At 45.5% G+C, this 15,619-nt stretch carries 2 protein-coding genes; both read left to right on the top strand.

Annotation, left to right across the window (positions count from 1 at the left end):
* Positions 1-30 precede the first annotated feature (30 nt).
* Positions 31-12,981: a tandem large repeat gene (locus tag LY387_RS09805; RefSeq protein ID WP_234493947.1), complete on the top strand. Its 12,951-nt coding sequence runs from the start codon at positions 31-33 to the stop codon at positions 12,979-12,981.
* 924 nt (positions 12,982-13,905) lie between these two features.
* Entirely contained in the window at positions 13,906-15,618 is a 1,713-nt protein-coding gene (locus tag LY387_RS09800) for a hypothetical protein (RefSeq protein WP_234493946.1), read from the top strand.
* Position 15,619: the final 1 nt, after the last annotated feature.

Below are 15,619 nucleotides of genomic sequence, written 5' to 3'. Positions count from 1 at the left end.
TCGCGTGAAATTTAATTCAATGTGATTTGTATGAATAAGCACTACTTCTCTCGATTATTATCTTTATTGCTCGTTCTATTTATTTCTTCTTGCGGTGGTGGAGGGGATAGTAGCGACGCTTCACCAAACTCTCGAAAAAAAGGCACAGTTTATGGTGTCGTTTTTGATGCGCCTGTTTCTGGTTCAAAGGTGACTGTGTGGGAATTTAAAGATGGTACGGTTGGGCGAAATCTTGGCTCCGCGGTCACCGATCAGTTGGGTAACTATGAGGTTGAAGTGACGTCAGCAAGTATGCCTATCTATGTTGAGGCACTTGGTGGTGCTTATCGAGATCCAATCACGTCTGAAGTTATTACCGTCAGCAATGGTAAGAGTCTTACAATGAGTAGTGTTGCCAACTATCAAGAGGGGGTAACGCAACCTATTATGGTGACGCCGCTGACACATATGGTGTCGGGTTTAACCGAGTTCAATGTACAAGCGGGAGTTTCCGCATCATCTGCTATTAATGACGCTTTAGAACGCTTTGAAAGTATGTATGGCTTTGACGTCAATGAAATTAAGCCAATCGACATCACCCAAGGTGGGCAAAGTAGCTATGCACAATCAGGACATAAATACGGTGCCTTACTTACGGCTTATTCTTCGTTTTCAGGCGACCTAATCAACAAGTACCCATCTGACGAAAGTCGCACCTTGTACACATCGATGCATCTCTCTGACATTCAGTATCGCGATATTCGAGCGGATGGTGTACTCGATGGTCAAGAAGTGGATGGTAATGGTGTCGCGAAAAAAATGAACTTTGGTCAGGTAGATATTACGGCGGACATATACACAAATGATTTGTCACAGCACACCTTGATTGTGGTTAATAACCCAGACCTCAACCTCTCAGGAACGTCTGCGGAAGATTATCAAGAATTTGCTACCCAGCTAAATATCCTCGGCACGAGTTCAGATACTTCGGGTGTCGTCGCCCCTCGTGACATGAAACCCATTGATGAGACGCCACCAGAAATCTCAAGGGAAGGTGGAAATGTGCTCGCTGGCGCAGACCAAATAACATTGGCGATATCCGACGATGTTGGTGTGAATGATGTGACAGTGAGTTTAGAACTCGAAACGCTGGATGGCACTATTATCAAGAGCTGTTTGGAGAGTGGTGGTGAGCCATACTGCTCCCTTGATAAAAGCGAGTTTAAGCGAGGTACTCGTGACACTAAAGTTATTGTGCACGTCGACACTACGGAGCTAGATAGGCTTGGTTATGCCGATACGGATGGCTTGCCATACATTCAATCGGCTCAGCTTGTCGCATCTGCTGATGATGTTTTAGGCAATATTCATACAGATGAGCAGTCTGCAAGAATCCCTTTTACTTGGGATAACGTAGCACCCGTTATCACCATGACCTCGTCACCTACAATCAATAGCTCTGAGACTACCTATATTTTGACGGGTACTATCGTAGATAGTGAGAGTGACATCAAAAGCGTTGTCATTACTCAAGGAGATGATGTCCGCTCGATCCAGTGTTATGTCGCGATAGGTGAGGTCTGTAGTTTCAATGAGGCATACGATGCAACGCAGTTCGGTAGTTCGACTCGATTTCTAATTGAAGTCACGGACTCTCACGACAACAAAAGTGGCGAAAACTTCGAAGTTCGTAAAGACAACAATCTACCTACACAGACATTAAGTTATCCGAATGCCAGTGGTGCCCAGATGGCTTTCATCAAAATCGATACGAACGATAACAGAGGTGAGGTTGAGTATTTTGACTATTCACTAAACACATTTAACGAGAGTAATATTGGCACCACTAGCAATCATCTGAAGGTCGATTTTAACTACGCACGATCTGGTTTGTTGGAAGTCCATGACGGTATTGATTTTGAGGACTTCAATCAGTCCGCTTTAGCGGTTCTGCACGCAAACTATATCCCTTACATTAAAGTGGTGGTTCAAGATGAGTATGATCCAGACAACGGCATAATCGGGTCATCGGCAGAAGACCTGGAACTCACGGTTAAGTATTACGTGAAATCTCCGACAGATAATGATTTCCAATACGTTGATGAAAAGAAAAGTCACACCGGAAGCAATGTCGCGACTCACGCTATTCCACACGAAAAAATTGAGTACAACGGCGAAGGTCGAGTTTCCAAGGTCACTTACTACATACCATTTGTCAAAGAGCTACTTGGCACAGAGTACGCATCAGTTGCAGAGCGAAGCCAACAAAAAATCGTCCTTACGACGAAGGACCGATCTGAAAACGTCAGTACGCCAAAAACGATATATTTCCGGACCACTTTTGACTTGCCAACATTCAATGTAGTGACACCATTTGCGAATGCAAACGTGGAACTGAAAGGGCTCAATGCCAGTGGCAAGTTTGACAGTAACCCAGTTTCAACATGTACTACCAAGCTTGTTGAAGGGACATTAGATGTCGCTACTTGTCAACTACGTGCCGACTTAGGAAGCTATAGATTTCTTCAAGTTCAGCTAGCTAACCCTTCTTCAGGTAAGGCTTATTACTACCAGTGGAGCAATGACAGTAATCAGTATCGTGAAGTCGATCTGAGCCAGTCAAATTTTGGCGCTTATTTTGATTATACCAATGCCAGCGACCTCTATATTAGCGAGTTATCGGCATACCATACTGGATTATTTGATTACATATGGAACAGCACTGCTGACCATACTAATAGCGCAGCGTTGAGCTACCTAGAGCAGGTGAACAATGCTATTGGTAGTGGCGTTACCAACTCGTTTTTCAAATTTGATCCGATTACGACCCGCTATGCGACCAATGAAGATTTAGTATCCATTCCTACATTCCCTGGGGATGAATATCAACATCGCTTCCTTGTTGAGTCTCTGGTTGATATGGCGTCAAACAATGTTGGTTATACGTCAGCGAGCTATGCTTCTGCGTTTTATCAAGATTTAGTTCATGATGGTAAAGCTAATGGCGTGGGTCGTTCGGGGGATATTTACATTGGTTCAAACAGGATCACGAATGACACGTATCGCAAAGAACTCGCCAGCGCCTACTATGAACGTTTGGTAGAGCAGTATGGTTTGAGCCCTCAGCTGGCGCTTAGCTTTGCAGATATAATCGCGACGGCTAATCCTTCGATTGATGTCAATGGATCAACGGTTAGTGTATTTGAAAATGCTGGTGGCAGTATAGATACCACGCCACCGGACATTCGTGTACTACCGAACTCCGAACAGCAATACGGCGTGTTTTATCAACACCCAGTCACTCAGCAGATCTTTGTGGCGGGTCAAATTGATTTTACCGCGCAAATATCTGACCCATCTGGCGTGAGCAATAACCCACCGCCTGTATTTACCCCTGTTTGGTTTGTTGCAGATAGCCCAGTTGAGAATGACATGATCTTGTCGTTTGTGCCGAGTGGCGACAGCTACAACAAATCTTATGCCTTCAACTTTAACTCTCTGATGTATGAAAACATCGCTGAGCTTGCTCTCAAGATATCTGCTTCTGATACTAAGCAAAATGCCTATCCATCAGATGACCCGTTTATCTCGTCATTTAAGGTTGATAATGAGTTTCCTAATGTTCTTTACAAGTTACCAGACGGGCAAGCTGAGGACGCCTATATCAATATCACTAGGCAAAAAAGCCTTAACTTTGTTGTAAAAGATGTTGTGGGAGATGACACAAGCAAACGTCAAATATACTTCGAGCCAAAAGTTCAAGGTGCTACCCCTGTCTTGTTTGAGGGTGACAGTGTGTTTGCAGTCAACACACCGAGCTCAGAGTTCTCTGATGGACAACTGGTTTTACAGCTATGTCTAACGTGTGGAGAGGGAGCTAACAAGCTCGATGATGGTCAGTGGACGGCGTATGTGGTGGCAGAAGATATTTTGGGTAACCGCGTAGATCAAACCATTGAGGGAGCCCCTGCATTTACCGTCAATATCGACTCTACAGCATTTGTCGTCGAAGAAGTGGTTTCAAGTGCGGTGTTGGGCGGTAATGACATATGGGAGCCAACCACTCTATTTAGCCAAGACAATGGCAGTCCGCTAGGTGAAGTTAAAGTGGTGTATCAGCAGGACGGTCTACCAAAAGTAGAACTCAAGGCATGTGGTGAAGACAATACCGATGCGGCGTGTTTGCTAGGAACCCAGCCGGAAATTCAGGTCCAGCTTGTTGCCGACAATATTAAAAATGGTTCAGTGAAACATTTTTTCTACGTCACGGCTATTGATACAGCTATCCCAGTAAACACGAGTAATGAGGGCTGGTATCAATTCTCTGTCGATATTGTTGGTCCTGAGATCAAAGTAAAAAGCCCATGGGCTAGCGACTTTTCAGGCAACGGAAATGGTAATGTCATTGGTCCTGGCTTTAGGGTAAATCTGCAATCGGTCAAAGATGTTTCGGAAGTCGAATCTTTGGAGCTTTTCCAAAAATCAGAAGCTGGAGATCTTACTGCAATTAAAAAACAGACGTTCCCGAATAGCCAACCTCAAGATGATCACTTTATGTCGGTTAGTGCTTCTGAATCAGCCCAGATTAAGACAGACCCTAATGCGAATGGTCGTGTCAGCATGGTGCTGAAAGCCACCGACAAAAAAGGATTCTCTTCAGAAACCGAACTTACACAAGTTCGCTATGATGACCAAGGCCCATCCTTGACCTTAAACCTATTTAATCAAGAGTCGTTCTACTATGCTGCCGGAGAGGGTTATCCGATGGTATTGAACGCTCGAGACTACGATGACAGTAGCATAGATGCGGTCACTGACGATGGGGTTGATAAGAACTCAATTCGTTACTGGATCTATACCGGATCATCGAGACCGATAGGTGATGGAGCGGTTCCCACTGGAGATGCCCTGCGTGATATTCCGTTTAAAGCCACAGAAGAAGCAACTCTAGATGTTGAAGCTGTTGATATTCGCGGTAACTCGGGGAGTGAGAAGTTTAGAGTTAAAGTCGATAATGAAGCCCCTAAGGTAGAGGTAACGGAAGTCTATTCGGATGACACCCCGATTGAAGGGAATGTCACTGAGAATAAGGATATTAAATTTAGCGTGGTCGCGACTGATGCTAGTGGCATTAAGTCTGTCGTAGCAAAATATTCCTATAACGACAATCAAACAGAAACACCATTAACGGTTATCGAAGAGGGTAATGACACGTGGTCTACCATTCTATCGAAAGACATGACAAAGCTTGATGGAAGCTATGACGTAAACTTCACCGTAGAAGATAATGTCGTTTATCCAACTGCACGATTTGCGCAGAACCCAAATACAACAAAGATCAGCAAGACGTTAAAGGTACTGCGTCAAGGTGTGAAGTTGACTGTGGCAACGCCAGAGTCCTTCGATACCTACAATTCTGCTAAAACGCTACAAGTGACCTTCGCGGATCCTGGAACCGAAGTCAAAATCACGCAGTTAGAATGCTGGATTCGTCCCCGTATTGAAGAAGATGTTCCTCAAGACACCGAACAGCCTTATGCAATCGTGGAGTCACCACCGTCAAGCGGCCCTTCCTGTATTCTTCATGGTACAGAAACCATCGAAAGTGGCGCGACGCTCATTACTCGTACCACAGCAGAGAATGGTGCAACCGAAGTCCAGAAACACTCATTTAACTCAATTGACGTGAATGGCCCACTGGTTCAAATTGCCCAAGACAACGACAGTGCGACGTTCCAACTTACGCAAACCAACGTAAGGCGTAACGAGGACGATACGTCACTTAGACTGAATATACCGTTGTTTATATCTGACGATCTGTCAGGTGTGGAATACACCACAGGTGATGTTGATGGCAAGCCACTACTGAGGGTTCAAGATGACTTTAGTTTTGCGAGCGCTCCAGTAGATTGTGTCGACCCGAGTAACGATGGCAGTAAGGTAACCTGTACCTATAGTGCTAACCTTCTCGATATTTTCGGTTCAGTGAAAAAAGAGCAGACAGTCTATCTTGGTAACTTAGCGGATAAGGTAGGGAATGCTCCTGCAGAACAGAAACTAATCACACTTGTCATCCCTCAGGGTGAGTTAAATCTAGAGGTAACGAGTCCAGCGGTTAACGCTGACCTAAATGGGGATAAGCTGACGATAGAGTTTAGATATCAAGTTTATCAATACTCTGATGTTGTTGAGATGCAAGGTCTCGTCGGTGGGAGCGTTTATAGCTCAAATTCGCCAGGTGGTGGATTCAGAATCCCTGCACCGAGTCAATGCAGTGACGATGAAACGTGGCAATGTACTTACTTTGAGTACGATCTTCAGGAGTCGGAGAAAAATTCTCAAGGGCTGAATGTTGGTGTGAGTATTATCGATAGTTGGGGCAAAACAGCGACCAAGAAGTTTGCAGTCAATACGGATAATACCAAGCCGGTTATCGACTCTAAGCAAGGTGCTGTAAGGTTCGATCCAACCTTCGCTACGCCAGGCAAAAAGGTCACCATTTATGTTGATTTCAACGAGGAAGTTTCGATACCGATAGGCACACTAAATCGTCAAAACGTTTCATGGTTAGGGGCAGAGGGAGAATATAAATCGACATGGACTGGTGAAGTTGTTCTTGCAGATGTCGCAGACTCCGATACTACAGTCGCTTTGACCGTCAGTGGGTTTGCAGACAAAGCCGGCAATGTTGGCGATACCAACAGCACATACAGTTTGCCGATTCAGCCAACGATTACCATTGAATCTTTTGATAGTGCCGTAAACAACAGCAATATCAATAGCTTCACCATTTCTGGTACGTCTACCCGATTTACGCCATTGGAAGATAAGCTAGACATCGAGTTTAAAGACGAAACCGGTAAAACTTACACTCAGACTGAGGTATCAGTCAGATCTGAAGGAAAATGGAACAGTACGATTAACTTATCTGATAAAGGTCTTCAGGATGGAGATATTACGATCACCGTCCGAGGAACAAACAGCTCTCGTGTCGATGCTGCCTCTACAGGTGAAGACAAGTTTGCGTTAAGTACTTCAATACCGACCATCGATCGCATTGAAATCACTACAGATGGTCAGTTGGTTGAGCACAATAATGAAACGACCGTCGTATTGAACTTCTCAGAAAAAGTGAAGCAGGTGAGTGCACGGTTGGGCAATCAAACAGTGAACTTCGCCGCCACAGAAGAAGCTGAAGTTTGGTCTGGGGTTGTCACGCCAACACTGAATATTGGTGAAGTAGAGCAGCAGCTTACAGTGTTGGCGGGCTATGTGACTCCGTCAGGAAATGAAGGTGCTGAGCAGTCTAAGGCTTTTAAGGTCAAACCGCTTATTGAAACGGTTGATCCAGTGATGGGTGATGATGAAATTACGCCGAATGAAGCCGACCAGGTTGTTATCCGAGGTTCTGCACGTGGGTTTGCGGTGGGTGACACACTGTCAGTGAGAGTTAAGTCTTTGGTCAATGTAGCAGATGACGAGACACGACAAGCCACGATTAAAATCGATGGTAAGTGGGTGTCTGAGGTCATCGATATGACAGGTTGGCAAGAGGGGGGCATTTTTGTCACTGTTAGCGGAAGCAATTCAGAAGGTGTTACTGCAGACAATGAAATCCATGACAGTGCATCGGTGGCAAGCCAAAAACCGCCTGTGCTAGAAGCCGTGACGTTCAATCCAACACACCAAGTTAAGAATCAGTTTGTCAATATAGAGATGGTGTTCGACAAACCAGTGAGTGGGGTAAAGGCGAAGCTTGGTTCTAGTGAGTTCTTAGTGTCTGCTGTCCCAGATTCTGATGACAAAACTTGGAGCGGTTCTGTAACTATGCCGGAGCTTGAGAACGCAGACGTAGTGACATTGACGGTTACGGATTACAAAGATGTCTACAACAATGTTGGCGTCGCGAACAATCTTCATAGTATTCCGTACTCGCCAGAGATGGCTCTAAATACAGTCGGAAACGTTTATGAAGATCGCGCTGACAATCTGACGATATCGGGCACTTATAAATACATCGACAAAGATACTAGCAATAGCAACATTACCGTGACCTCCGCCTCTAACCCAGCGAGTCAGTTAACGAAAGCTATTACCTTCAATAATGATGGGACATGGAGTGTTACGGATTTAGATGTATCTGACTTCCCTGAAGGGCGAGTCAATATCTCGTTTTCGGGTACCGTGACCGTTGGCAATGGAGTCGAGGTTACTGGTGGGTATGCACCGGATAATGAATCATTCCTGCTCACGATGCTCAAGCCGACAGTCACTAGTGCCACACCAGTAACAATTGAGGCTGGCAAAAATGGTATTGCTCGGCTGGAGTTCAGCGAACAGGTCGCACAAGGCAAAGTGACTATTTCAGGACAGCCAACGAGTTTACAGAACTCAAACAATGTTTGGACCGCAACAACGACGGGTCCGCTAACTGGCATTGAGCTTCAAGAAAGCGTTGATATCGTTGTTTCAGGGTTTAGCAGCACAGACACTGGCAACGTTATGGAGGTGAAAACCGACGCGGTAGATACGGCATTAGTAGTTAGCGGTTCGATGAGCAAAGCTACGTACAACAAGGTTGAAGCAACGACTGCAGGGGCGACAGGTAATGCTCACGGTGTGTTACAAGGAGCATCGGTCGCTGTACAGATCCTCAATGGTGACAGTATCGAAGTCGATAAGACAACGGCTACTGTGGGCAGCGATGGTCAGTGGACGACAGGCGATTGGGATTTGTCGTCACTCTCTGGCGATTACACCATGAAGGCGACCTTAGATCGTGGCGCAGAGTCTACAGACGTGCAACAAGCGGTGACTTTTAACACGGGCGTACCGACGTTAGAGAACGCTGAATTCATCACGCCCACTCAAGAGCAACATGCTAAGAGCGGCGAAACCGTATCTGTGAAATTGACCTTCAACACCATTCTTAACAGCGTGAATGCTACTTTAGGTGGCGAGGTGGTAAGTCTCACTAAGGATGCTGACGATGGTTCTATTTGGAGTGGAACCGTGTCTATGCCAGCATCTACCAGTGCGTCTGAAGTAACTCTGACTGTAAGTTCGTTTACCGATGAGCATGGTAACCAAGGGGCAAGCAACAGTAGTTATGCGCTTGCGTTTACACCTACGTTACTAGTGACTAACTTGCCAGCGACTGTGAATGCAGAGCAAGCCAAGTCGATGACGATTTCAGGGTCGTATGAACGTATTTTTGATGCTAGCGGACTTAAACTAAAACTGGCGTCAGCGGCAGGCAGTGATGAGACTCAGGCAAAGTCCGCTGTATTGGATAGTGGCAACAAAACTTGGTCGGTGAGTGGATTCGATATTTCCACGTTCCCAGGCGGCGACGTTAATCTAGTGTTCGAGGGCAGTGTGGGACTTAGCAATGGGGTAACTGCCTCTAAAGGCTTCATACCTACAGCTGAATCATTCAAGCTTGACCAATCCAAACCGACGATAAACAGCGTCACTAAAGGCATCATTGAGATTGATAAAGCGGGTGTCGTTAACCTTGTATTTAGTGAAGAAGTTACAGTAGGTACAGCAACAATTAATGGCATGACAGCAACGCCATCCGGCAGTGGCACGAGCTGGGCGCTAACCACAGACAGCGCTCTACCTAAATCTGTGCAGCTTATGGAAACAGTTGAGGTGGTTATCTCTGACTTTACGAGTGTGAGTTCGGGTAATGTGATGACAGAGCATACAGAGTCAGTGAATACCGACTTGCTCGTCAGCGCTGTAATGAATCGAAGCACATACAATAAAGATCAAGCCAAAACAGCTGAAGTGACGGGTAGTGTCCATGGCGTGTTACAAGGAGCATCGGTCACAGTACAGATCCTCAATGGTGATAGTGTCGAAGTCGATAAGATAACGGCGACCGTAGGCAACGATGGTCAGTGGACGACTGGCGACTGGGATTTGTCGTCACTCTCTGGAGATTACACCATGAAGGCGACCTTGGATCGTGGCGCAGAGTCTACAGATGTGCAACAAGCGGTCACTTTTAACACTGGAGTACCTACGTTAGAGAACGCTGAATTCATCACGCCAACTCAAGAACAACACGCTAAGAGCGGCGAAAACGTATCGGTGAAATTGACCTTCAACACCATTATCAACAGCGTGAATGCTACTCTAGGTGGTGAGGTGGTAAGTCTAAGTAAGGATGCTGACGATGGTTCTATTTGGAGTGGGACCGTGTCTATGCCAGCATCTGCCGGTGCCTCTGAAGCAACTCTGACGGTAAGTTCGTTTACCGATGAGCATGGTAACCAAGGTGCTAGTGATAGCAGCTACGCATTGGTATTCACACCTACATTGCTAGTGACTAACTTGCCAGCGACTGTGAATGCTGAACAAGCCAAGTCGATGACGATTTCAGGGTCGTACGAACGTATTTCTGATGCTAGCGGACTTAAACTGAAACTGGCGTCAGCCGCAGGCAGTGACGAGACTCAGGCGAAATCAGTCGTATTGGATAGTGGCAACAAAACTTGGTCAGTGAGTGGATTCGATATTTCCACGTTCCCAGGCGGCGACGTTAATCTAGTGTTCGAGGGCAGTGTGGGACTTAGCAATGGGGTAACTGCCTCTAAAGGCTTCATACCTACAGCTGAATCATTCAAGCTTGACCAATCCAAACCGACGATAAACAGCGTCACTAAAGGCATAATCGAGATTGATAAAGCGGGTGTCGTTAACCTTGTATTTAGTGAAGAAGTTACGGCAGGTACTGCAACAATTAATGGCATGACAGCAACGCCATCAGGCAGTGGCACGAACTGGGCGCTAACCACAGACAGTGCTCTACCTAAATCTGTGCAGCTAATGGAAACAGTTGAGGTGGTTATCTCTGACTTTACGAGTGTGAGCTCGGGTAATGTGATGGCGGAGCATACAGAGTCAGTAAATACCGACTTGATTGTCAGCGCTGTAATGAGTCGAAGCACATACAATAAAGATCAAGCCAAAACAGCTCAAGTGACGGGTAGTGTCCATGGCGTGTTAGAGGGAGCATCGGTCACAGTACAGATCCTCAATGGTGATAGTACCGAAGTCGATAAGACAACGGCTACCGTAGGCAGCGATGGTCAGTGGACGACTGGCGATTGGGATTTGTCGTCACTCTCTGGCGATTACACCATGAAGGCGACCTTGGATCGTGGCGCAGAGTCTACAGATGTTCAACAAGCGGTCACTTTTAACACGGGCGTACCTACGTTAGAGAACGCTGAGTTCATCACGCCAACTCAAGAACAACATGCTAAGAGCGGCGAAACCGTATCTGTGAAATTGACCTTCAACACCATTATCAACAGCGTGAATGCTACTTTAGGTGGCGAGGTCGTAAGTCTAACTAAGGATGCTGACGATGGTTCTATTTGGAGTGGGACCGTGTCTATGCCAGCATCTGTAGGTGCGTCTGAAGCAACTCTGACTGTAAGTTCGTTTACCGATGAGCATGGTAACCAAGGGGCGAGTAACAGCAGTTATGCGCTGGCGTTTACACCTACGTTACTAGTGACTAACTTGCCAGCGACTGTGAATGCAGAGCAAGCCAAGTCGATGACGATTTCAGGGTCGTATGAACGTATTTCTGAGGCTAGCGGACTTAAACTGAAATTGGTATCAGCGGCTGGCAGTGACGAGACTCAAGCGAAATCAGTCGTATTGGATAGCGGCAACAATACGTGGTCGGTAAGCGGCTTCGATATCTCTACATTCCCAGGTGGCGACGTGAATCTAGTGTTCGAGGGCAGCGTAGGCCTGAGCACTGACGTTTCAGCATCGAAAGGTTTTATACCCGACTCAGAATCGTTCACCCTCGACCAATCTAAACCGACTGTAAATAGCATGACGAGCAGCGATATTGAGTTCAATAAGAAAGGTGTCGTCAACCTAGTATTTAGTGAAAAAGTAACTGCTGGCACGGCAACAATTAATGGTATTGCAGCAACGCCGACCGGAAACAACAAAAATTGGACCCTCGAAACAGTGAGTGCATTGCCGAAAACAGTTCAACTTATGGAAACGGTTGAGGTAGTTATCTCTGGCTTTACCAGCGTGAGTTCAGGGAATGCAATGGCAGAGCTTACAGACTCTGTTAGCACCTATTTGTTTGTTGACGCTGCAATGAGTCAGACTAGCTATAACAAAGAACAAGCCCAAACTGCTCAAGTGACTGGCAGTGCTAAAGGTGTACAAGAGGGAGCGTCAGTCACAGTCCAGATCCTGAGTGGCGATAGCACAGTCGCTGCGGATACGACGGCAACCGTCGACAGTGATGGACAGTGGACGACCGGCGATTGGGACTTGTCCGGTCTCTCTGGAGAACACAGCTTGAACGTCATTCTTACTCGCTCAGATGGCACCGTCAAAGCAGAGCAGTCACAAATCTTGTTTAATACTGAGCAGCCTGCGCTTGACACTGGGCCTGAACTGACGCCAAGCCCAGTTGTATCTAACGGTGAGTCTACGGTGTCGGTTGGATTCACCACCAATGTTACAAGCATCGAATCTACCACGGTAAATGGCTTAGCAGTCACTTGGGAAACCACAGGGCCTGCCAAGCAGTGGACAGGGACAGTTTCACTAGCTGATATCTATGATTCACAAGTGCTACTAATACTGGGAACGACGACAGATGAGTTTGGCAATCAACTCATCGATAGCACTGGCTACGTCTACAATGTTCAACCCGAGCTTACGATCGATACAATAACGATTTCTCCCGAAACCTTAAGCGCCACCATTTTGACTGGAACAGCACTCGGTTTTGAGCAGAGCGCTTGGCTGTCCATACGGTTGAACAATGGTACGGATGATGTCATGACTGATATACCTGCAACAGTAGGTGAAAATGGGGCGTGGCAAACGTCTGGTGTCGATCTATCCACCTTGCCATCTGGTACGTACACCGTAGTTGTATCGGGTACCAATAACCAAAATATTGCAGCCGTGGATGTGGTGTACAGCGGGTTAGACCTATAGCTATAGGTTTTCGCTCTCTGAGCCAATGACACAAAACGATACAGCGCCTCTATTTGCAATAGTAAATAGAGGCGTTTTTGTTTAGAAGTGAGTCAGAGATACGTCGTTCACGTCGAGTCATTAGCTTTCGTATATTAATAGGTAAATATTTTAATTATTTTTCATGTACTTGATGGGTCTAAACAGAGCTTTTGAAAGGGGATTTCTTCGCTTTTGTTTATCTAATCGTCGAATCAACAGAGTAAATAGGAAAATAATGAGTTAAATGACAAAAATTAGATAATTTTCAACATGTTGCAATGGGGTGGGGTGATCTGTAAGCTACGTCTCGGTCAACAGTCGGTCGGACCGTTGCATTCTATTCATTTTTTATCAAGTGGTAGGTAGTGACAAATAAGAGTATATCGTACTCGCGTTCTGTAACCCGTTACTACCTTTTTTGCGCAGCCCCTCAGGTTGCGCTTTTTTTTGCCTGGACCAAGCATATCTAGACACCCAGTATAGTTTTTTTATTAACTTCATAATTATCAATAAAACCTATCTTTTTTGAGTTTGAAAAATAGCATGTAGGAGAATTTGGGAGCCTATTAATGGGGGAGTTATGAAAAATCTAAACTCGGGCAGTTAAAAAATGAAATAATTAACGTTAAGAATGAAAGCCCTCAATTGGAAGTAAGATCACATCTGTGATGTTTGAATCAGGGTAAATAACAGAGTTTATTCGTGAATAATCACCATTTTACTCATATATCATAGATATAATCACTAAAATGGTGGGTATTAACGCTTATTGAGCGTTAAAGATAACTCATTGAATATCATCTATAAACTTAGTACTATTGTGTGACCAAATCGTAATACTAAGCCTTATCAGCTTAAACATCACCGCAATCCATGTTCAGTTGTTGGTTGTGGAGAATACCAATGCATTCAGATTGCAAATTTGTTGTCGGCACAAAATTAAAATCGAGTGATCTTGATTTTGTCCTTACACCGGAAGAGTGTGTAGGGAGGCTTTCACGTATCCGAAATAAAGATGAAATTCTTAACCGATTACCGAAAGAATTCGCTAGTCAAATATCCCTAGCGGCAAAGAAGTCATCAACAGCATTAATTAGTGCAATTCGAAAAGAATTACTCAGTGTAAATTGGGTAGGCGTTTCGCTACTTACTCGTAAAACGCCATTAACTGATGCGCAGTTGGCGACGTTCCCTAAGTTGCAAGCAAAAATCGCTACGCTCTCAGATGGCCAGAGTGGCTCTGTGCGTCAAGCCGGCTATAAGGCAGTAACTGATGACGTGGCCTTAGCTAAACAATTTCACTTTCAACCAACCGAGCCTAACCCTGAGAACAAGATAGTGGTGGAGTTTGCAGGGCAGTGGTCGCGAAATGCCGCGTTCTTAATGTTAGATGAGAGTGATAGTCAGACTAGCAAGATGGCCTCGGTCAAAGCGGATCACGAAAACGTGCATCGAAGCTTAGCCACTTTTGATGCTCTTTCGTCTGAAGGCAGAAGTTTGCACATTTGTATCCCATGTCATAGTCAACCAAACCCAATAAAACTCAAATTAGCAGACGATGTCTTGTCGGTTGAAAAATCACTATCTAAAGAAGAGTGGGATAATGTACTCATCCCGATACTTCCCGTTGTCAGAAGCGGCGAGGAATTCACCTTGAAGGAGTTTGGGTATCTTTATGTTATTTGGGATAACAAAGTTTGGCGAGAGGTCGAGATCCAACCGAATGGTTATTTCGCTGATATCGACTTAAGCTACTACCGCAGGCGAGATGAAAAAGCGTCACTCGTTACAAGGCACGTGAACATCGATGGCTCAACACTCATTACGCGCTGTTACATTGGCGGTGAGACTTTTCATGTTGTACAAGAAGGAAAAACCGTCTTTACGGGTAAGCTGGCTTTGGACGAAACCGCACGTGTATTCGGGTTGACGGCAGAAGAAGTCGATATCGAGTTTCCCGACATCACACATGATCCTTTGACATTGACGACTCAGCTAAGTCCGAAAACCGCTTTTGATAGTGAGGTTCGGCATGCGGAAGGTAAGCCAATGCCGCATATCTGGGTTCCATATAAGATCAAATCAGATGTGCAGTCGGAACTCTATCTACACTATAGCCCGGAACAACTCACACTAACTCAGATCGAGCAGCTAGAAACAAGCCATAAAAACGGCTCAATATCTCTATCAGAACTCTCTAGCTACAGCCAAGCTCAGAGCTTTGAACAGGCTGTATCACCCATTCGATCAGTTCCGAAGAGCGTCGTTATGGATCGCAAGTCCTCAGTCATACTCAATCAGCAAGACAGTAATATCGCCGCTGTTGCGCTTTCGGCTTTTGCAGTACCAAAAGTTAGATATCTGCACGAGCCCAGTGTTGATCACAGCGATGATTATTTCGAAATCCGAAATGAAGAACACGACTGGTCAAGCCGGGCGTATTTTCGTTCATTTCCTTTAGACGAAGAGGGTTACCGCACTCTTTGTTTTGATCTTCCACCTCCTGAAGTGGAGCATGTTGACTTAGTCCGCGGAGCGCATGCCGATCCAGGGAAAGGTCTACAACACACAATTACTATAGATAACACTATTGCTTTGTCAGAATTGCTAGGTTAAA

It is taken from the genome of Vibrio maritimus, assembly GCF_021441885.1.
In the GTDB taxonomy this organism is placed as follows: domain Bacteria; phylum Pseudomonadota; class Gammaproteobacteria; order Enterobacterales; family Vibrionaceae; genus Vibrio; species Vibrio maritimus_B.
This window is presented reverse-complemented; position numbering and strand designations above follow the sequence as displayed.